Source organism: Planococcus sp. TJ-201, assembly GCF_058268495.1.
This window is the reverse complement of record NZ_JBZDOG010000003.1, coordinates 202,401-223,925: the sequence shown is the minus strand read 5'-3', so window position 1 is coordinate 223,925 and position 21,525 is coordinate 202,401. Positions and strand designations below refer to the sequence as shown.

Genomic DNA, 21,525 nt, shown 5'->3' with positions numbered 1-21,525 from the left:
GGATCACCCTTCCTGGGAGGCGGATATCTTCCCTTTTATTTCAAAATGCAAGTATTTTTGGACAAGATCGATTGTGATCGTCCCGATATTTTCACCAGCATCATCTTTTACAATCACTTGATCCGCTTCTTGGTTTAACAACATCGACAAGGTATTGCGCAAATCCTGATGGACATTAATGGTTTTGGTATCCTGGATGGTTTCATCAACCGGACCCAGCCCGATGACTTCCCGTAAATTTTCAACAGTGTGCAAACTCAAGCTTTTGATTGCTCGGTCTTTGCCGAAAAACTGGGAAACAAACTCATTGTTCGGATGCGCCAGCATTTCTGACGGCGTATCAAACTGCATGATTTTTCCGTCGCGCAGCAAGACGATTTTATCGGCCATTTTGATTGCTTCGTCAATGTCGTGGCTGACGAACAGAATCGTTTTTTTCACTTCGCGCTGGATCTGCAGAAACTCGTCCTGGATCTTTTCCCGGATGATCGGATCAAGCGCACCAAACGGTTCGTCCATCAGCATAACCGGAGGATCGGCCGCAAGTGCCCGCACCACGCCGATGCGCTGCTGCTGACCGCCCGACAATTCATGCGGAAAGCGCTTTCCATAATCTTCTGCATCCAAGCCGCTGAGCTTCATCAAATACTTGAAGCGTTCGCGCTTGTCTTTTTTGCTCCACCCCAACAGGTCCGGCACCAGCATGACATTTTCTTCGATCGTCATGTTCGGGAACAAGCCGTTGCTTTGAATGACATAGCCGATCTTTCTTCTTAACTCAATAGGATCCAACTCTTTGGAGTTTTCCCCATTAATAATGATTTCGCCTTCTGAAATAGACTCAAGCCGGTTGACCATTCGCAGCAGCGTGGTTTTCCCGCAGCCTGAAGGGCCGAGCAATACGACAATCTTGCCTTCTTCTACAGTGAAATCCACATCTTCGATCGCTGTGATGTCTTCTCCGTACTTTTTGGTTACGTGCTTAAATGAAATCATAGACTCACCTCTCTGCAGTTAATCCGCTAACACTTTTTTCGTATAACGTTTTTGTATCAATAAAAGAATAGCATCCGCAATGATCGCCAAAATTGCTACAGCGATGGAACCGCTGATGATCAAGTAATTGTCGTTTCTGCTGATGCCTTGTGTAATAAGGACGCCAAGGCCGCCTGCACCAATATACGCAGCGATGACCGCAATTCCGATATTCATAACAACCGCGGTGCGGACACCCGCCATGATGACTGGCAAGGCATTCGGGATTTCGACACGCAATAAACGCTGATGCGTTTTCATGCCCATGCCGATCGCCGCATCACGCATTTCCGGATTGACGTTCTTGATCCCTGTGTAAGTGTTGCGGATAATTGGCAACTGGGAATACAGGACCAGCGCCGCAAAAGCCGGCACAAATCCAATGCCCTGGTTAATAATCGAAAAGATCGGAATCATCACCCCGAAAAGGGCAATGCTCGGAATCGTTAATGTAATAGAAGCAATTTGAAGAACTGTATCCGCAAGGTATTGGTTCGTGGTTAAGTAGATGCCGAGTGGAATGCCGATTAATAGTGCGACGACAATTGCCAGTGAAACCAAAATGGCGTGGTCGATTGTCAACTCTAGTATGCGAGGCGCGTTGACCTCAAGAAACCGGGCCCAATTTTCCATTGAAACACCTCCCTTCTATAATCGAAAATTATTGGCCGAAATCAATTTTTAAAAAAATTGTAAACTAATACATGCACAAAACAAAGAAGGCAAACTGAGAACGCGGCATCTGTCGCTTTCTTAAGTTGCCTTAGCCTTTTTCTACGAATCCTCAAGAATTTGAGGGGCAGTATGGGAACCGTTCCTCCCGACTGAAAGACCTATTAAGTTTGCAATTTTTCCTTTGTGGATTTCGGAAAAAATCCTCTTCAGTTTTGCCTCGGCCAACCAATTTTCTTTAAGATTCCTTAAGTATAGCACACTCTTTCCTGCCTATTTGGCCGGGCTCAGTTTTAGACGGCGACTTCCATTGTCCTATTGGCAGGATATGATGCATATTTTCAGGTGCATAAAAATCCGATGAAACTAAGATATTTATCAAAGTCGATGTTGAGATATAAAGCTCTGCATCTAATATTCAGAAGACACCCCCATGTTCAAGTGGCGCCGTCCCGGCAGTCTTTTCTTTGTGTGGTTCAAAGAGTGCAAAAGGATTTAAGCGATTATTTTACTGAGTTTGCGTTTATACGAAACTGGCATACAATACATGTATAAACGCAAAAATAGGGGGTACACATGGAAGCTTATGGAATAGTATTGGTCAAGCATGACGAAACTGAAGCAAAAATCGTCACCAAGGAAACCTACGACTGGATCGTCTCCACCGACCGCGGCGATACGGGCGGCAAAAGCGGGTGGAATGACTTGACGTGCCCACTCAACGTAAAAAGACGGATTTGGGACTCCATCAAAGCGGATTACGGCACCTTCGAGAAATTCGAACTGCGGGTCACTACCGGGAGCTTGCACAACGACCGCGCACTTCATGCTGCGAGTATGTTAGTGGAAGACAAAGAACTTACCTATTCAAACATGTTGGAATTCGTGGAAGCCTTGTACCATCACAATATCCACATTGTTGAAACCTTTTATGGCTACATCTACTCCTATCCATCATCTAACCATTTTCCCTATCAGTAAGTGGAATCTAAACAGTTACTGCCACTCAGGACCAAATTAAAAGCTACAGAAAAAACGCACCTATCCTGAAGCCATCTAAAACTCAGGATTGGTGCGTTTTCTTCATTATTTTTTATTCATCTATTCCCATCGACTTTTTATACCCTTCCAAATACGTCTTTTCAGACGGACTGCTCATGTCAAATGAGCTCATGGTGCGGTGCCAGTTTGGATAAATTGGGACTGGACGTGCTTTCGATTCAATCAGGTCATGCTCGTCTTGCGTAAGCTTGATTTCGAACGACGCGATGTTTTCTTTCAGTTGTTCTTCATTGCGCGCAGCGATAACGATCGGTCCAACGTTCGGACGATCACGGACCCAAGAGTAGGCAATTTGCGGCACCGAAGCGTTGTGGTTGGCTGCGACTTCTTCCAAGGCGTCAATCACCTGATACAGCCGCTCCTGGTCCTGCACCCACGGTTCTGCCCAACCGGCGCCTTGGCGTGTGTTGTCAGGCGCTTGTTTGGTGCGGCTGATTTTGCCGTTCAACAGGCCTTCGCCAAGCGGACTCCAGATCATGGAACCGATGCCAAGTTCGCTGCCGGCTGGAAGCAATTCGTATTCTGCTTCCCGCGCTTCTGGTGTGTAATAGATCTGCTGGGTGATCGGCGGAATGTTGCCGGATTGCTCGGCGACCGTAAAAGTTCTGGCCAAAGCCCAACCGCTGTAGTTCGAAACGCCCCAATGGCGGATCTTGCCGGATTTCACGAGGCTGGTCATCGTTTCCACTGTTTCCTCAACCGGTGTCTGCCCGTCCCATAAGTGCACGAAATAAACGTCAAGGTAATCTGTGCCGAGGCGCTCAAGTGACCCTTCAATGGATGTCAAGATGTTGCTCCGCGAAGCTCCTCTAGCGTTAGGGTTGGTTTCGTCGATGTGGAAGCCAGTTTTCGATGTCAGCAACAGGTCGTCGCGCCGCCCTTTAATGGCTGACCCTAACACGCGCTCTGCATCGCCTTCTGAATAAAGGTTTGCGGTATCGAACATGTTGATGCCCGCTTCTAGCGAAATGTCGACCATTCGGCGCGCCAGTTTTTCGTCGATGTTGCCCGCTGCTTCAAAACCGTTTGTTCCACTAAATGGGACCGTTCCGAGTATATACTTTGGAACACGCAATCCTGATTTTCCTAAATTAATATATTCCATAATTGCCTCCTTGTTTAGATGCATTTTTATATTATCTATATTGCGATAAAGAAACTAAATTTCACCAATCACTTCTACCGCTTTGGGCAAACGCTAAGAGATGGAGTAGATTCAAAAAAATTCTAATTTCACTGCTGTATTCCTAAAAGATGTGGAGCAAATCAGCAGCAGAAAATCATTAATTCAACATATATAGACAATACTTGGTTACCCTTTGGCTGCCAGAGCAAAACAGATACTTTCCCATATTTTTGAAAAGCATTCACCGGACTCTCTATGTTTTCTGCTGCAAACTGGGTAAATCCTGTGCTATACTGGCTTTATCAAACGACAGAAAGGCTGATGGGTGGACAATGCGCAACTAATCTTGTTTTAGCGACTGAAATGTAAATTTCAACTCACGCAAAATAGGATTAGTCTGCCCACATCTTGATAACTGTCGAGCCATTGTACTCAAATGGTTTATTTCGATCGGGCACCATACGGCTAATCCTTCCAAATTTATTTGGGAGGATTTTTTAGTTCTCCCTGAACCGAAGGGATTGATTGGATGAAAGAACTACTGAAACTGCAAGATGTCCGTTTTGAATGGATGGACACGGTAATTTTCGAAGAGGTTAACGCGAGCGTTCAGCAAGGCGAGGTCATCGGTGTCATCGGCAAAAACGGCGCCGGCAAATCGACGTTGCTGCGGCTGATTGCTGATGAATTGGCGCCATCAACAGGCGGAATCCATTGGCTTCAGCCGAATATTGAAACCGTCTTTGTGGAACAGGAAACGGAAACGCACTCCTTCACTGACGTTACGGCTTCTGAAAGCGCGCTGCTGAAAAAATGGCACGTGCCGCAACACGATTTCCCACTTCTCAGCGGCGGCGAAAAACTGAAGGCCCGCCTTTCTGCTGGTCTGTCGCGGAATGCTCACTTGCTGCTTTTGGATGAGCCGACCAACCACTTGGACAGCGGCAGCATCGAGCTGTTGCAGGCACAAATCCAGAAGTATCCAGGCACCATCATTCTGGTATCGCACAACCGCCACTTTTTGGATGCGGTGGCGACAAAAATTTGGTCGCTTGAAAATCAGAAACTCATTGAACACAGCGGCAATTACACGAGCTACATGGAAGCGCGGCAACAGAAGCGGCTGACCCAGCAGCGCGAATACGACAAGCAGCAGAAAATGGTCGAGCGCATCGAATCGCAGATGGACGAGCTCACTTCCTGGTCGCACAAAGCACATGCCGAATCGACCAAACAGGAAGGTGCAAAAGAATATTACCGAATGAAAGCAAAACGCATGGACAAGCAAGTTAAATCCAAACAAAAGAGGTTGGAAAAAGAGTTGGACAAGGTTGGTGCAGAAGCGCCAGAACCTGAATACGAAGTCAACTTTTCGATGAACGCAACGCATAAAACCGGCAAGCGTTTTCTCGAAGTAAAGGAACTATCGAAAGCATTTGAGGGCAAGCTGCTGTTTGAAAAAGCCGACTTTACCATATTACACGGCGAGAAAGTCGCCATCGAAGGCGCAAACGGCAGCGGCAAAACAACCTTGCTGAAAATCCTGCTTGGCCAGGAATCAGCGGACGGCAGCGTCTGGATGTCGCCTTCTGCGAGCATCGGCTACTTGACGCAGGAAGTGTTCGACTTGCCGCTTGAGAAAACACCGGGTGAGCTGTTTTACAAAGAGACGTTTGAAGCGCGCGGCAAAGTCCAAAACTTGATGAAGCATCTCGGCTTTACCGCAGCACAGTGGAAAGAACCGATCGGCGCCATGAGCATGGGCGAACGCATCAAATGCAAGCTGATGGTCTATATCCTCGAAGAACGGGACGCGCTGGTTCTCGATGAACCGACCAACCACCTCGATTTGCCGTCGCGCGAGCAGCTCGAAGAAACGCTGGCGCAGTATACCGGCACGATACTGGTTGTTTCCCATGACCAGGCTTTCCGTGAAAAAACGACCACCAGCAAGTTGGTCATTGCGGATCACCGCATTGAAAAACAGCTCGATGCCCCTGCTCCGGAACGTGATGACACAGCGGAGTTGCTCATGCGGCTTGAAACAGAGCGGCAGGAAGTTCTCGGGAAACTGAGCTTTATGACTGCAAAAGACAAAGATTATGCAGCGCTTGACCGGCGGTTTGTTGGGCTGACGCAGGAGATTAACAAACTGAAATTCTAAATAAAACCGAATCCAAGCTAGACGGTTTCTATATATAAAGGGCCGCTCCTAAGATTTACAGGAGCGGCCCTTTTTCAATTGGAGCTATTTATTTTTCTAGGCACGGATCCATTTCCAAATTTCGCCCGGTGTGGCATTTTTGCCGTACATCAAAATACCAATTTTGAATATTTTGCCGGCCAGTTTCATGAAGATCCAGACACTGGCAATGAGGACAGCCAGTGCGATGATGATTTCGATCCACGGCCACTCTTCCAGGAGCGACAAGCGGAGAATCAGAATCGCTGGCGAAGTGAATGGGATATACGAACCGATTTGCGCCCAGATACCGCTTGGGTCATTAAACACCGGCCCGACAAAGATCAGCGCTGCAAACGGCAGCATCATGATCATCCCTTGGAAGTTTCCAGCCGTTGAAATGTCTGCCATCGTCGCCCCAATGCCGACGAAAAGAGCGGCAAACAACAAGTAGCCAAGTACCGCAATCACCAGCATCAATGCCAGTTCCGGTACGAATAAATACTCAAGTATCGGCACATCGATTTTCCAGACCAAAACCGGCAGCACCAGCACAATAAAGACCAGTATCTGAATAATGCCAAGCACAAAATACCCGATAATCTTGCCTTGCATCAGCTCTCCCGGAGTCAGGGACGACAAGATGATTTCTGCGATTTTGTCTTTTTTCTCTTGAGACGCACTTTGAAAAATCGCCATGCCGGTAAAAACGATCGACAGCAAGACCGCTGCCGCAAATATCCCCGGTACGATGCCTTCCAGCAAGGCTTCATCCATTCCTGAACTTGCTTCGTTTTCTGCAGCTGCATTAGCCGAAGCTTCTTCAAACACAATGCCTTGGGTAATGACACTTGCTTCTTCAGGCGTCAATCCGAGTTCTTCAATTTGCATCGCCTGCAAAGGAGCCCCCAGCAATTGCACTTCATTTATAAAAGCGGGGCTGATTTCTTCGCTTTGGTAAACCGGCAAGACGCTGCCTTCAAATGCGCGCTCATCGATAAAGACATACGCGCTGTTTTCTTCAGATTCGAGTGCCCCCGCAGCTTCCTCTTCCGAAATGTCAGTTGGCTGCAGTTCCCATTCGGCTCCCGCTTGTTGGGCAGTCGCTTCCAGATTGTCATAGACGCCCAGCTGATCGTTGACGAATACTGTGGTCGATACCGTGTCCTCATCCGAGTTATTGAACAGGTCGGGAATGAGGTAAAATGCCAGAAACAAAACAGGCGAGATAAACAAACCAATCAGGAATGTTTTGTTTTTCATGTTCCGTTTGATTTCCCATTTGGCGACTTTTTTCGTGTTACGCATCCAAATTCTCCTCTCTCTTCAAGAGATTTTTATCTGTTGCGATGTCGATGAAGATTTCATGCAAGGAAATCCGGTCAATGGATAGTTCCTGAACATCCAGTTCGGCGGGCAAGTTTTTCAGCCACACGGCCGGCTCCACGTCTTTCGACAAGTACAGCACCGCTGTATCTTCATTTTGCTCCAAACGCTCAACTTCAGGCAGGCTCTCCAATACACTTTGTTCATTGACGCCGTGAATGGTGCACTTGAAGTTGGCGTATTGTTTTTTGACGTCATCCAGCGGTCCGTAAATCACTTTTGTGCCGCGGTGGATCAGGAACAGCCGATCGGCCATTTCTTCGACCAGGTTCATTTGGTGAGACGACAGCAAGATCGCTGTGCCGTTTTCCGCTAACCCGCGGATTTCATTTTTGAACAATTCCTGGCTGACGGGATCCAGGCCGGAAAAAGGTTCATCCAGGATTAAGAGTTCCGGTTCATGAAGAATCGCAGCGATAAACTGAACTTTTTGCCCCATGCCTTTTGACAATTCTTCCACCGAGACTTTATCTTTTCCTTCCAAATCGAATTTCTTCAACAGTTCCAGCGCCCGTTCTTTCGCGCGGTCCAGCGGATAGTCTTTCAGTTCCGCCAAATACAGCAGGATGTCCATGACTTTGACGTTTTTGTACAAGCCGCGTTCTTCCGGCAAATAGCCGATTTTATTGCGCGGAATGTCTTTTTTTCCTTTGTCCCGGAAAGTGATGGTCCCTTCATCGGGATACATGATGCCCATGATGTTGCGGATGGTGGTGGATTTCCCGGCTCCGTTTGGTCCGAGCAGCGCCATGATCTCGCCCTTTTTCACTTCAAATGAAATATTCGATACAATTTTTTTATCTTTGAAAGACTTCCCTAAATTTTCTACAGTCAGCATCGTCTCCATTTGCTTTCATCCTTTCTTGTTCAAGATTGGGTTATTTGAGCAATAGATCGATAATTTCTTCCAAATCCAGTGCGGCGTGATCGATTACCGCGATGTTTTGGACCGCAAAATAATGTTCTGCCGCAGCTGGATCTTTAGATACGACTTGGCGGCGGTCTCGCGACACTTCTCCGGGGACGGAGCCTTCCGGCAGCCCATCGAGCCAGTAACGCCGGTAGCTTTCCAGCAGCGCTTCTTTTTCGTAGCAGCCAATCGCTTGGCCGTCTCTTATGACAAAGAGATAATCCGCCAATTTGCGCAAGTCGTCTGTTTGATGGCTGGTGATGATGACGGCTCGCTCTTTAGCGTCCATCCAATCGATCAACAAATCCATGAAATGCCGTTTGGACGGAATGTCGAGAAATGCGGTCGGTTCATCGAGAATCAAGACTTCGGTATTTCGCGGCAATGCAAGTGCCAAGCTCAGCTTCTGCTGCATGCCTTGTGACATTTTGCCGAACCGCTTGTCCAGCGGAATATCGAACAGCCCAACCATCCGCTCGAACAGGGCTTCATCCCATTCGCCATATAGCGAGGAAATCATTTCTTTCAGCGTCGCACCGGTATAGGCATCCCATCCGATGATCTTTTGGGGCTGAAAGGCGAGGTGCTGCTTCCAGCTTTCGTCCTTGCCAGCTACGGGTTTGCCAAAAACTTCAATGTTTCCTACATCGGCGTTCGCCAAATTCATGATCAGTTTCAGTAAGGTGCTTTTTCCTGATCCATTATTGCCGACCAGCGCAGTGATGGTCCCCGGCTCGATGGCCAAACTGATCGGCCCCAGCTGAAAATCATCCATGCTTTTTTGCAGTTCGTTTATTGCTATCCATGAAGGCATCGGTTAGTCTCCTTTCTGCCGTTTTTTCAGAATTGCATGGAAAATCGCTGTCATTTCTTCATCGCTGTAATCGTAGCTGCGGGCAATCTCAATTGCCCGTTCAAAGCTTTCAGAAACCGAAGCCGTTTTGACTTCCTGCTTTAAGGCGTTTTTGATTTCTGCGACATAGGTGCCTTTGCCGTGGGCCGTTTCGATAAAACCTTGTGCCTCGAGGTCCTGATAAGCGCGACGTATCGTGATGACGCTGATTTCAAGGTCTTTTGACAGGGCCCGGATGGAAGGCAGCGGCGTTCCAGCAGTGAGATGGCCGCCTGCAATCAATGCCTTCAATTGCTTTTCAATCTGATGGTAAATGGGTTCACGTGATTCTTTGGATAAGCGTATCGGCAGCAAGACCAGGCCCTCCTTTCATAGATAATCCGCTCGTTCGATATCTTTTCTCATAACCCTTTGCCAGTAATTCCAGCCCGCATAAATGGCGAGCAGGGAAACACCTATGGACAGCAGCGGCCAGTTTTGAGCCAGCCCAATCGTCCAGTAAATCAGTCCTTCGTCTGCCAGCCACTGAAAAGCGGTGTAAAAAACCGCAATGCCGAGCACAAGATAAATCATCGACTTGGCCAGTAGTTTCGTTTCGAATGTTCCGCCTGCTTCACTTGCCGCCATGGCGAAGCCCAGTGCAACCGAGACTGCCAGCCAAATGGTGACAAAGGCCATGAAGCTTAAGGGCGTCATCATATCACGGAAAGTGGGAGACACGGCCGACAGCGTAGCCAATAAAATCAGCTGGTATGGGAAAGAATATGCGCTATGAATGATAAAACGGCTTTTGACGATTACTGTTTTCGGAACCGGCAGCTGCTGGAACATGATCACTGCGGGCACGGTCCATAAATCCCCGTCCATTTTTTGCATCTGGAATATTTTCGGCTTCATCCAGGCCGGAAACATAATAAACAGCAGTAAAAAAATCAAATCGAAGGCATAAAAGTTGTCTGCCATGTAATGATCAAACGAAAATAAGCAAATATAGCCCAAAAATGTGTAGAAAGCCAGTATTAGCAATGAATATTTCCATCGCGCCTTTAGTTCAAAACCCGCCAGCCAATACGCTTGTTTCCATGTATGCATGGATGATCACTCCTCTTCTACTGTTCCACTGTGTATACTCACATACACAGTAACAAGTTTTTTATGAAGTTGTCAATCTTTTTAAGAAAAATGGCAAAAAAGAGCTTTGCCGCAAGTTGGGTTTACTTGGCGCAAAGCTCTTTTGATTGGTGTTGCATCTTATTTTTTGGTTGCAGTTTCTCGGCTTAACAGCCCCGTCTCATTTTCTTTAGACAGTTTCATGAAGAACGGATACACGAGGAGGCTCGTCAAAATTAACGTCGGCGTAAGCAACAGAAGGTCCCATCCATCTAAATCGAAAATCAGCGCTGACATAATAATAATGAAAGCTGGGAGAAAGCTAAAGATGGCTGTTTTCTTTCTCGACTTAGCCACAATGTACTGTGTTTTTCCACAGTGGGGACAGTTTGCTTTATTCGTAAATTTTAAGGCTTTTAACACAATCCTTTTCCATGTCCATTTTCGTCCGCAGTTTTCACAGCTTGGCATCTCTACACTCCCTTTTTCTCATGAATGTCTTGTGGTATCTGCTTGCAGGTAGCGGGCAAAATAAGCACCGGTGATCAACAGTGCCACGGTCAGCGCCATGGAGACTACTCCAAGGAATCCAAGCCAATAGCCTGCTAGGTTGACCACGCCGATCAGCAAGAAGCAGATTGAAGTTATCAGGCTTCTGGGATCTGTGGAAGGATTGTCTTTCATTTTCACGAAGATTTTATGGACTGCAAATCCGATGGCGATGAGAAACAGTATAGTTGCGATAGTTGGCCACACGTTCAGCCACCTCCTTTTATTTCCTTGTTTCTATATTTACGGGTGGGATTGCAGGAAGTTTCGCATTTCGAAGTTTTTTGCTCTGAGGCTTCCTAAATTCTGGACCCCATTGCCAGAAAAGTCGTACAATAAGGAAGGACAACAAGCAAAGGGGAGGAATTTTTTCTATGGCAAACGATAAAGTTTTCACGTTTCACAATGGGGTTACAATTCCCGATATCGGATTCGGCACTTGGCAGATTCCGAACGAAGAAGCTTACGCAGCAGTGACAACTGCTTTAAAAAATGGCTATACACATATCGATACGGCGTTGGCTTATCAGAACGAGGAAAACGTTGGCAAAGCGATTCAGGATTTCAATATTTCCCGGGAAAAGGTCTTTATCACCAGCAAACTCCCGGCTCAAATCAAAGGCTACGACGTGACACTTGAAGCGTTTGAAGAAACGATTTCGAACCTAGGCGTTGATTATTTGGACCTTTATTTGATTCATGCACCGTGGCCATGGGATGAAATCGGCAAAGACTGCACCGAAGGCAATATTGAATCGTGGAAAGCGATGGAGAAGCTTTATAAAGACGGCAAGATCCGAGCAATCGGCGTCTCCAACTTCTCGGAACAGGACATCCAGGCACTTGTGGATGCTTGCGACATCGTGCCGATGGCCAACCAGATTCCGTTCTATATAGGCCGCGACCAAGCGAGCCTGCTCGAGTTCTGTAAGCAGCATAACATTGTAGTTGAAGCTTATTCACCGCTGGCAACTGGACAGATCTTGAACAGCCCTGAAATTAAAGACATGGCTGCTAAATACAGCGTAACGCCTGCTCAACTGTGCATCCGTTATTGCCTGGAGCACGGCACATTGCCGCTTCCAAAATCAACGAATGAAGAACGCATCATCGAAAACAGCCAACTGGAGTTCACAATCTCTCCAGAGGACGTCCAAAAGCTGGATGCTTTTGAAGATGTTCGCGCTAAGTAATTAAAAAAACCGCCAATTGGCGGTTTTTTTAATGAGCTTTTTTCTAGAACGCTGGTGTTCAAGGCGGGTAATTAGCTTGAAATCCGGTTTTATTGACGCGTGATTTTCCAAATAATTGGACATACGTTCTATAGAACCCAAAATACGTTCCGTTTCGCGCGAAATACGTTCCAAAGTAACTCGATTACGTTCCAATACAGCCAAGATACTTTCAGTAATGGAAACAGTTTGCCGAGGCAAACTGCCTGTGTCCGTGAGCAAAACCCGCTCACGGACGACAACCACTCTTGGATTTGCACATCAGACTTTCAGTTATTGATTAGCTGCCTCGTTTTCTTGTACCTGGTACAAAGAAAAGTCATCCAAACTTCCCCAGGCGCCCCCGTCCGCTTTGATGCTGCCACCAATCGTCACTGTTCCATCTTCCACAAGGATTCCGTCTAGTTCCGGCTGGCTCCAGTTGGCCCAGCCGTTTACAGAGGTGTCCATGGTGTAACGCTCGCCTGCCGTTTCAGCGTAAATGTACATTTCCGAGTTCTTGGCATCTCCACCCTGCACAAAGGCAGAAAGTTTATAATAGCCAGGTTCTAAACCGGTAATGGTTTGTTCAGCCTGAAAATCGACTCGATCCGCTGAGTAGAAATGCAGCGAATAGTTACCGGATTTTGCATCCGATGCTTTGTTCTGATAACTCGTGTGAGGAACTGCCCCGTTTCGGTGTGTGATGTTCCACATGCTCTGGTCGCTGCTTTCAAACCCCGGATTTTTCACGAAGTTTTCCGGAGCGATTTCCAGGTTCGCTTTGACCGCACGGCCATCTTCCAGTTCTCCATCAATTACATAACTGCCGGCGCCGCTGTTGATCGCCTGCTGCAATGCTGCTTCATCCCAAGTGACTTGCGCCGCTCCTTCGCTTCTGTCGTTGTAAGTGACAGTCACCGTTCGGGGCAACGCAATTGCATCTCCCGCAACAGCCAAGATGGTGAGATCTTTTACCTCGTCAATTTGCAATGGAGCTGTTGCTCCTGTCTCCAAATATTTGAAAACATTCAAAGATGGCAACGGACGGCCATTAAAATCAAACAGGGCTTGATTGTCGACAGCACTGCCGCCGTACCATTCACCAGCGTCTTCAGGATCATATTCCGCAGCAAAGCTTGTTGCCCAGCCCGAACCGTATTTTTCCCAAAGCATTTTGCTTTTCTTCAACTTTTTGTCAGGCGCTACTGGAATCCAAGCCGGTTCCCAATAAAACACCCCGAGGCCTGCGTCGCCTGTTTCTGCAACAGCCGCCGCTACATCCCTGACTGCATGTGCTTGCCCCTGGACCGTAATTGGATAGTCTAAGGTTTGGCCGGTGCTTCTGGGTGCTGTATTTTCGTGGCCATCGCCGTCTTCTGCCGTATGGGTATATGAAGTTTCCGCGACCATGACTTTTTTGCCGTAGGTATCCGCCACGTTCTTAAGGACCGACGACAAATTCGTTAATGTGCCATGCCAGAATGGATAATACGAGCTGGCGAACACATCATAGTCGACGTTGTTATCTTCAAGGGTTTTCGCAATCGATGCATATCTTCCCGCAGTTTCCGGGTTGGTGAAATGCAGCGCGACCAAAATTTCCGGATCAAGCTCTCTTACAGCCTGGCTTCCCTCGTTAAACAGCTGACTCATGTTGTTCCAGTCTCTTTCACCTGCCATGGCGCCATTGGTTTCGTTTCCGATCTGCACCATGCCGACGTCAATGCCTTCATCGAGCATTGCTTGAAGGCTATCTTCGGTAAAGTCGTGGAGCGCAGTTTTTTTGTCTTCAAAACTCAAGTTTTCCCAAGCTTTTGGCGCCTGCTGCTTGGCAGGATCGGCCCAGAAATCGGAGTAATGGAAATCCACCAGCACCTGCATGCCATTGGCAGTGGCGCGTTTGCCGATTTCAATCGCTTTTTCCACATCGTTGTTGCCTCCGCCATAACCGTTTCCTTCTGCATCATACGGATCGTTCCAGATGCGCACCCGGACATAATTGACGCCGGATTGCTCTAATGTCTTGAAGATGTCCTGCTTTTTGCCGGCTTCGTTATAGAACTTTACGCCGCTGTCTTCCAGTGCAAGTATGCTGGACACATCGACGCCTTTAATAAAATCGTCATCCATTCCAGGCACGCGCTCAACAAAAATATTCGCCTGTACCGGCTCTGGTTCTGCGGCCATTGCTGGTGTATTGCTCAAACCTAGAGAACCAATCACCATGACAGCTGCAGATGCAGCCGCAAGTGATGCTTTCCATTTCTCACTCTTTGTCATCTTCTTTCCACATCCTTTGTTTTATTGTCAAAAAGGATTTTGAGAACCCTTTTATAACCAGAAACAGTTGGAACTTATTACAAAGCACCCGCTCAATAGATTTCCTATGAAGAGCGGGTGCCAGAGACGTTTATATAAGGGATTTTCTAAAACTATATTCTGCATTTCAGTTGTTGTCCCAAGATTATTTTCCAAATAATTGGACATACGTTCTATAAAACCCAAAATACGTTCCGTTTCGCGCGAAATAGGTTCCAAAGTGGCTCGATTACGTTCCAATACAGCTCAAATACGTTCCAAACAGTCTTTTTACTAGCCGTCTTTATTTTTCAGTAATAAAAGCCCTCAGCCTAGCTAGTTGCCACTAACATTCGCACTTCATACTTCGCCAATGTCAGCTCGCCAGACACACTTTCGCCGGTCACTAAGTCTTTAGCGGCCGCGTCGATCGACACAGTTTGCTCCTGCTCCGTGAAATTCATGACGAATACGTAGTCTTGGCCTGCATCCTGGCGCACCTGGACCGAAACGCCGGGACCGTGTGCAACTGGGAATACCGGTTGGAGCGATAAGTCGCGAATCAAGCCTTGATAGAAGTCACGGTGGAACTGCTCTTCCAAACGGCCGCCAATGTAATAGGCCTGCCCTTTTTCATAGCGATTGCTTGTCACCGCCGGCGTTTCCGCATAAAAATCCTGTTCGTACGTTCCGACGACATCCGCTGAACGGTTTTCCAACACCGTCGCGTAGTCCGTCAATTCGTAAGACCGCCCTCCGTAATGGACCGCATTCCGATCATTCGGATACAGTGTATCGGTTTCCACCGGATTGATGCCAAACACATCCTGAAGGTCTTGATGCCAGCCGCCTAAATACGTTAGGTCATACTCGTTGACGATGCCGCTGATGTAAGTCATCACCACGGTGCCGCCTTCTGCTGCAAAACGCTTTAACCGGGCAATCGTTCCTTCGCTTGCCAAGTACAGCATCGGCACGACAAGCAACTTATAGCCCGAAAAATCCTGTTCTTTCGTAATGACATCGACCGGGATGTCCTGTTCCCAGAATGTCCGGTAATGCTCCTGCAAAGTTTGCGGGTAGGACTTTGTCTCACTTCCGTAGCCCTGGGCATGGTCCAGCGCCCAATTATTTTCCCAGTCGTAAAGAATGGCGACGTCTGCCGGGCGATGGGTTCCGACCACTTGGGACAGCTTGCCCAAAGTCTCGCCGACTTTTGCCACTTCTTTAAAGACACGATTTTCCGCGCTGTTGTCATGGTCGACGACCGCGCCGTGGAATTTTTCCGAAGAGCCGCGTGATTTGCGCCATTGGAAATACAGGATGCTGTCTGAGCCGTGTGCCACCATTTGCATGGAAGACAGCAGATGCATGCCTGGCCGCTTGGCTTTGTTGACTTTATGCCAGTTGACGGCGCTTGGTGTGGATTCCATCAGCAAAAATGGCTGCTGCTTCAAACTGCGGTACAGATCGTTGATAAAGCCGACTTTCATTGCCAAGTTGGCGGTCGTTTCCCAATCGTTGTGCCACGCCGGATACGCATCCCAGCTGATGACGTCCAAATGCTTGGCGAACTTGCTGTAATCCAGGCTTTGGAAAGGAATCAAATCGTGCGTGTCTGCCATGAAATTGGTCGTAATCGGAATATCCGGCGTCAATTCTTTAATGGCCGTTACTTCATTTTCAAAAAAAGAAATGGTCTGATCTGTTACAAAACGCTTCCAATCCAAATTCAAGCCGTGCACCATGTTTTCACCGATTGGCGATGGCGATTCGATTTGGGACCAGTCGCTGAACGTATGGCTCCAAAACGGGCCCCACCAGGAATCGTTCAAAGCTTTCAAGTCGTCGGCGTATTTCTCCTTCAACCAGCTTCTGAAGGCATCCTGGCATCGGTCGCAATGGCATTCGCCGCCGTATTCATTGGAAATGTGCCACATGAGCAAGGCCGGGTGCTTGCCGTAGCGTTCCGCGAGCATCCGGTTCATCTTCGCTGTTTTCTCGCGGTAAACCGGCGAACTAAAGCAATGGTTGTGCCGCCCTCCGTGCAATTGCTGAACGCGTGACTCGTTGACCCGCAAAACTTCTGGGTATTTTTGCGACATCCAGGCTGGACGCGCTCCGCTCGGCGTTGCCAAAATGACGCGGCCGCCGATGCTTGCGATATTGTCGATGATGCTATCCAGCCAGTCAAAGTGAAACTGGCCTTCTTCCGGTTCCAGCGTGCTCCAGGCAAAGATGCCCAATGAGAACGTGTTGCTGCCTGAAAGCTTCATCAATTTCAAGTCTTCCGCTAAAATTTCCGGGTGGTCTAACCATTGGTCAGGGTTGTAGTCCCCACCGTGCAGCATGAAACGAGCCGCGGTGGTATAAGTTTTTTCATTTGTAGGCATAATGTTCTCCCTCCAGTTGCTGCAGTTTGTGCTGTCAGCCTTTTGTTCCGCCTGCCGTCAAACCCGACACAAAGTTCTTTTGCAGCAGGAGGAAAATGATGGCGATCGGGATGCTGATCAAAATGGCGCCTGCGGCAAAGGTCGTAAAGCTCGCACCCATGACGTCATTGACCAAATTGTAAAGGCCGATCGGCAATGTGTAGTATTCAGGTGACCGCAGGATCGTTGACGCCAGGATAAAGTCTCCAAGCGGCCCTGTAAATCCGGTCATCGCTACGACTGCGATCATCGGCTTTGATAACGGCATGATGATTTGCAGGAAAATTCTCGTGTTGCTGGCACCGTCGATTTTGGCGCTTTCGTCCAGGTCCATCGGAATGGAATCCATATAGCCTTTCATCAAATACGTATTCAACGGGATCAATCCGCCGATATACAGCAGGATCAAGAGCCAGTGGCTGTTCATCATGCCAAGAATCTGTGCCAAGACGAAAAGGGCGATCAAGGCAGAAAACTGAGGAATCATCTGCAGCAATAAGAACAGCGTCAAGGCATTTTGTCTTCCTTTAAAACGGAAACGTGAAAAAGCATAGGCGGTAAAGGATACACAGATAACCGCGCCAATCATCGTAAACAAACTAATTTTCAAGGAATTCAAATACCATTGGACGTACTGCAAGCTTTCACTTCCCGCAAACAGTTCCCGGTAATGGTCCAATGTCGGATTTTGTGGAATCATCGTCGTGCTGATCAAGCTGTTGCCTGGGTTAAAGCTGGCCCCTACTGTCCACAGCAGCGGATAAATAATGATGATCGCCATAAAAATCAAAATCGCATGAGAAATCAGGAGACGAAAAAATTTTGCTCGGTTCATTTTCAAGCCCCCTCCTTAAATGCGTCGGTACGTCTGAACTGCCACAGCGCAATTGCGATGACGAAGACAGACAACAGGATTGTTAATGCGGCTGCCAGCGAGTACTGGCTTGACTGCAAGGTCAGTTTGTAAATCCAGGAGACGAGGATGTCAGTTCCTCCCGCAGTGGAGCCTGGCACAGATGGCCCGCCGCCATTAAAGAGGTAAATGATGTTGAAATTATTGAAGTTGAATGTATACTGCGTAATGATCACCGGTGCCGTCGCAATTAAAATCATCGGCATGGTGATGTTGCGGAATTGCGCAAAAATCGAAGCACCGTCAATGCGCGCCGCTTCATACAGGTCATCGGGAATAGATTGAAGAACGCCTGTCGTGACCAGGAAGATAAACGGAAAGCCAAGCCATCCCTGCATGAGGATCAATGCCAGCTTGGTCCAGTTTTCGTCTGTCAGCCAAGGAATGGCATCGATCCCAACCATCGCCAAAATGTCATTGTTGATGGCACCAAAGCTGTCATTAAACAATCCGGCAAAAATCAAAATGGTGACAAACCCTGGAACTGCCCACGGCAATACGAGTACCGTGCGGTAAAACTTCTTGAAGCGAAGATCTTTTTGATTGACCAACACGGCCATGAAAATGCCGAGAGCGACTTGCAGTGTCGAAGCGACAAGCGTCCAGATCACGGTCCAGCCGAGTACACTGAAAAAGGTTGAGCGCCAAATATCAACGGTGAATATTTTCGCGAATGTATCAAAGCCAACCCAATCGGCTAAATTGGCCGGCGGGGAATGGTACAAATCGTAGTTGGTAAAAGCCAGCGCAAAACTAAAGAGAATCGGGAAAATAACCGCAAAAATCAAGATAAACAACGACGGTCCGCTGATCAAATACGGGTAGCCCTGTGCGATCAAGTTTTGGTAATCGCGTTTCAGCGAGCTCATCGGCCGGTTTTCGTCACGGCGCTGGCCGTTTTTATAGGCATCCCGCAAATTTACATAGTAGAAAGCAAGTCCAAAAATCGTCACGATGATTGCAATCAACCCTTCTGCTAACAGAAAAATTGAGTTATCGCGCGGGACTTCCGTTCCGAGTGTGGCAAGTCCCCAAAAGCCCATGTTCAGGAGATCTCCGAACACCAGGAAAAAGGATATGCCAAAACCGAGAAACAGCAGCCCTTTAATCCACTGCTTATTATAAAATTGGCCAAATCCGGGCAGAATTGATAACAATAAGGCTATTTTACGAGCTTGCACTTTCCTCACCTCTTTTTATGTATGGCCCGGCAAACAAACAAGTTTACCGGCCTTTACAACAAATGGCGCCAACCGCTTTAACGTTTGACACCATTTCTCGCTATTGCAAATCAGTTACCGCCATGAGTGGCTTCAATTTGTCCTTCAATTGTTTCTACAGCCTGGTTTAACGCATCTTCTGGCTGAGCTTTTCCTGTGGCAATGGTCTGCAAAGCAGAATCGGCCGGTGTCCATACTTCATTCATTGACGGAATGTTCGGCGTCAATTCGGCAAAGATAGATTGTTCCGCTACTGCTTGGGCAACTTCGCTTTCAGCTACGACTGGGTCGTTAGCTAAGGCTTCTACTGCCGGAACTTCTTGTGTTTCTTCAAAACGAGTACGGGAATTTTCTTCATTTGCCAGGAACAACAGCAATTCTTCGGCAAGTTCTGCATTTTCCGAATAAGCGCTGACGTTGTAGCTCTTCACGCCAATAAATGAACTCATGTTTTCGCCATTGTCCAATTCAGGCAATTTTGTCATTCCGAAGTCCACGCCTGCATCCGTAAATGGATCTACGTTCCAAGGTCCGGAAATGATGGCTGCCGCTTTTCCTTCTGTGAACAACGACTCCAATACGTTAATGCCCTGTTCCCCGATGATTCCAGCTGGGAATAGGTCTTCGTCATAGAATTTCTGAATATAGTTTGCGCCTTCAATCGATCCTTCGTTGTTCAATCCAATATCCGTCGGATCGTAGTTGCCATCCACATCCTGACCGAAAATGTAGCCGCCATAGCCACTCATGACGCTTTGTGCGTAATAGATCTGATCAAACAATGCCAGGAATCCAAACTGGTCGCCTGTTGTTGTTTCCTTTGAATACTCGTACCACTCTTCAAGTGTCGCCGGCAATTCTTCTTCCGTGATTAAATCTTTGTTGTAGTAAAGAATGGTCGACTCTACCGCTTTCGGCAATCCGTAGACTTTTCCGTCCACCATTTGTGATTGCATGGCTGCATCCGTATAAATGGATTGAACGTCTTCTTCGACCGCTACTTCTTTCACCAATCCTTCAATAACAGCTGTACCGATCTGGTCGCCCGCCATGGTCAAAACGTCCGGTCCAGTTCCGCCTGGCCCATCAAGGCGCAAGTCTTCAATCTGCTGTGCATATGGTTTTTCCACAATTGTGATCGTTACATCGTTTTCTTCTTCAAACTGTGCAACGGCGTCTCGAATGCCGTCAGCTTTTTCAATATCTTCCCAGACGATCAGTTCACGGTTTTGGCCTTCTGCAGCTTCTCCACCTGTTGAGCTTTCATCGCTCTCTTGCGGTCCACATGCTCCCAAAGCCAAACTTAACGCGACCCCACTCATCAAACCGATATACTTTGTAGATTTTTTCACGAACATACACCCTCTCAAGTCATTTTCGAAACTCTCTCCCAAGTTTCTGATGAAAGCGCTTCCTGAAATTTAATATAGCATTGTTAGAAAAAACTGTAAACAATTAATTTACTAAAAATAGTAAAATTTTTTACGAAAATAAAAAGCAGCCTGTTTTATCAGGCTGCTTTCTAGTTTGTGCTTTTTCTGACAATTAATTGTGCACCCAAGTACAAGGTCTTTGTGCATTTCCGCTTTTCCAGCAATTGCTCAAGCAATAGCGCAATGGCATTTTTGCAAATTTCCGCCATATCGATGTGGAACGTGGTCAGTGGCGGTGAAATGTATTTGGCGATGCTGATGTTGTTAATGCTGATAACACTGACTCTTTTCGGTACTTGGATGCCATGTTCATTTAAGGCTTGCAGACATCCGACCGCAATTGGATCCGCTGCGATGAAAAAAGCGGTAGGCAACTTGTCACCCAATTCTTCTATTGCATTGGTCATCAGCTGGTAGCCGTTGTCTACTGAAAATCCTCGGTGGCAATACACATAGCGATCCTGCAGCAGCCCTTTTTTCTCCATGTAATCACGGAAGGTTTGCTCGCGGATATCCATTTCGTCCCCGTCTGTATTGGGGTTGTGGTAAGTACCACCGATAAAGCCGATATCCTGGTGGTCTTTTTGGATCAGAAAGTCGATTGTTTTTCTCGTAATCTGCGCCAAATCCGGTTTTACCGAATCAAAATGCTCCGGATCAGGTGTAGAATCGATAAATACACCATGGGGCGTCAGTTTTCGGAGGTACGCAATTTCCTTGTCTGAAAAGGTTCCGACTGCGATAAAACCTTCAATATTATCAGGAATTTGACGGATGCCGCCTTCTATTTTGTACGTTGTCAATTCGACGTTGGAAAGCTTGGCCATGTTCTCTATTTCGATTCGCATGGTCTTAAAATAAACGTCTTCCAACTCTTCTCTTTCGGTCAGCCAATACAAAAAGGCGATATTTTTTACCAGTGATTTAACCGTTTTCTTTCGGTAGTTCAGCTGCTCTGCTGCATCAAATATTTTTTCCCTTGTTTCTTCAGGCACCGACAAGCTTTGGTCATTGCTTAACACACGCGAAACCGTCGAAATAGAAAATCCGGATTTTTCCCCGATATCTTTAATTGTAGCCAATCTTGCCACCTCCATTTTTTCTAAGTAAATTATTTTACTTAATTTTTA

General features: G+C 47.3%; 19 protein-coding genes. 3 read left to right on the top strand and 16 right to left on the bottom strand.

The annotated features are described in order from the left end of the window. Positions 1-3 precede the first annotated feature (3 nt). Complete coding sequence (locus AC4EG4_RS09460; RefSeq protein WP_490987637.1) at positions 4-996, bottom strand: ABC transporter ATP-binding protein; 993 nt, start codon at positions 994-996, stop codon at positions 4-6. Between the two features lie 18 nt (positions 997-1,014). Beyond that, a complete protein-coding gene (locus AC4EG4_RS09455; RefSeq protein ID WP_490976954.1) occupies positions 1,015-1,668 on the bottom strand; it encodes an ABC transporter permease in 654 nt (217 codons plus the stop codon). A gap of 615 nt (positions 1,669-2,283) precedes the next feature. Between AC4EG4_RS09455 and AC4EG4_RS09450 the strand changes: the two genes are divergently transcribed. Beyond that, positions 2,284-2,688 (top strand): hypothetical protein, encoded by a 405-nt coding sequence (locus AC4EG4_RS09450; RefSeq protein ID WP_490987636.1) that lies wholly within the window; start codon positions 2,284-2,286, stop codon positions 2,686-2,688. A gap of 112 nt (positions 2,689-2,800) precedes the next feature. Here the strand turns inward: AC4EG4_RS09450 and AC4EG4_RS09445 are convergent, their stop codons facing one another. Next, the gene (locus tag AC4EG4_RS09445; protein WP_490987635.1) at positions 2,801-3,874 is read right to left on the bottom strand and encodes an aldo/keto reductase; all 1,074 of its coding nucleotides are present in this window, start codon (positions 3,872-3,874) and stop codon (positions 2,801-2,803) included. A 550-nt stretch (positions 3,875-4,424) separates the two neighbouring features. On the opposite strand from AC4EG4_RS09445, the gene abc-f reads away from it, so the two are divergent. Then, positions 4,425-6,059, top strand: a complete 1,635-nt coding sequence (gene abc-f, locus AC4EG4_RS09440) for a ribosomal protection-like ABC-F family protein (RefSeq protein ID WP_490987634.1) — start codon at positions 4,425-4,427, stop codon at positions 6,057-6,059. Positions 6,060-6,155: 96 nt separating this feature from the next. Here the strand turns inward: abc-f and AC4EG4_RS09435 are convergent, their stop codons facing one another. The 7 genes from AC4EG4_RS09435 to AC4EG4_RS09405 form a co-directional block, all read right to left on the bottom strand. After that, complete coding sequence (locus tag AC4EG4_RS09435) at positions 6,156-7,385, bottom strand: ABC transporter permease (protein ID WP_490987633.1); 1,230 nt, start codon at positions 7,383-7,385, stop codon at positions 6,156-6,158. Then, positions 7,378-8,310, bottom strand: coding sequence for an ABC transporter ATP-binding protein (locus AC4EG4_RS09430; RefSeq protein WP_490987632.1), 933 nt, complete (start codon positions 8,308-8,310; stop codon positions 7,378-7,380). The genes AC4EG4_RS09435 and AC4EG4_RS09430 overlap by 8 nt, the downstream gene beginning before the upstream one ends. A gap of 31 nt (positions 8,311-8,341) precedes the next feature. Then, positions 8,342-9,187 carry an ABC transporter ATP-binding protein gene (locus AC4EG4_RS09425; RefSeq protein WP_490987631.1) on the bottom strand — a complete coding sequence of 282 codons (846 nt, stop codon included), beginning with the start codon at positions 9,185-9,187 and terminating at the stop codon, positions 8,342-8,344. A 3-nt stretch (positions 9,188-9,190) separates the two neighbouring features. Then, a complete protein-coding gene (locus AC4EG4_RS09420; protein ID WP_490976947.1) occupies positions 9,191-9,580 on the bottom strand; it encodes a GntR family transcriptional regulator in 390 nt (129 codons plus the stop codon). 15 nt (positions 9,581-9,595) lie between these two features. Beyond that, complete coding sequence (locus AC4EG4_RS09415; RefSeq protein ID WP_490987630.1) at positions 9,596-10,318, bottom strand: hypothetical protein; 723 nt, start codon at positions 10,316-10,318, stop codon at positions 9,596-9,598. Between the two features lie 159 nt (positions 10,319-10,477). Next, positions 10,478-10,807: a TIGR04104 family putative zinc finger protein gene (locus AC4EG4_RS09410; protein WP_490987629.1), complete on the bottom strand. Its 330-nt coding sequence runs from the start codon at positions 10,805-10,807 to the stop codon at positions 10,478-10,480. 18 nt (positions 10,808-10,825) lie between these two features. Then, positions 10,826-11,092, bottom strand: a complete 267-nt coding sequence (locus AC4EG4_RS09405; RefSeq protein ID WP_490987628.1) for a hypothetical protein — start codon at positions 11,090-11,092, stop codon at positions 10,826-10,828. Between the two features lie 167 nt (positions 11,093-11,259). On the opposite strand from AC4EG4_RS09405, the gene AC4EG4_RS09400 reads away from it, so the two are divergent. Continuing rightward, a complete protein-coding gene (locus AC4EG4_RS09400) occupies positions 11,260-12,078 on the top strand; it encodes an aldo/keto reductase (protein WP_490987627.1) in 819 nt (272 codons plus the stop codon). 312 nt (positions 12,079-12,390) lie between these two features. On the opposite strand, the gene AC4EG4_RS09395 is transcribed toward AC4EG4_RS09400, so the two are convergent. From AC4EG4_RS09395 to ganR, 6 genes are all read right to left on the bottom strand, one after another. Next, entirely contained in the window at positions 12,391-14,379 is a 1,989-nt protein-coding gene (locus tag AC4EG4_RS09395; RefSeq protein ID WP_490987626.1) for a glycosyl hydrolase 53 family protein, read from the bottom strand. 350 nt (positions 14,380-14,729) lie between these two features. Beyond that, positions 14,730-16,793 (bottom strand): beta-galactosidase GanA, encoded by a 2,064-nt coding sequence (gene ganA, locus AC4EG4_RS09390; protein WP_490987799.1) that lies wholly within the window; start codon positions 16,791-16,793, stop codon positions 14,730-14,732. Positions 16,794-16,824: 31 nt separating this feature from the next. Beyond that, a complete protein-coding gene (gene ganQ, locus AC4EG4_RS09385) occupies positions 16,825-17,664 on the bottom strand; it encodes a galactooligosaccharide ABC transporter permease GanQ (protein WP_490976940.1) in 840 nt (279 codons plus the stop codon). Between the two features lie 2 nt (positions 17,665-17,666). Then, entirely contained in the window at positions 17,667-18,923 is a 1,257-nt protein-coding gene (gene ganP, locus AC4EG4_RS09380; RefSeq protein WP_490976939.1) for a galactooligosaccharide ABC transporter permease GanP, read from the bottom strand. A gap of 110 nt (positions 18,924-19,033) precedes the next feature. After that, complete coding sequence (gene ganS / locus AC4EG4_RS09375) at positions 19,034-20,320, bottom strand: galactooligosaccharide ABC transporter substrate-binding protein GanS (protein ID WP_490976938.1); 1,287 nt, start codon at positions 20,318-20,320, stop codon at positions 19,034-19,036. A gap of 164 nt (positions 20,321-20,484) precedes the next feature. Then, on the bottom strand, positions 20,485-21,477 hold the full coding sequence (gene ganR / locus AC4EG4_RS09370; RefSeq protein ID WP_490987625.1) for a galactan degradation operon transcriptional regulator GanR: 993 nt from the start codon (positions 21,475-21,477) through the stop codon (positions 20,485-20,487). Positions 21,478-21,525: the final 48 nt, after the last annotated feature.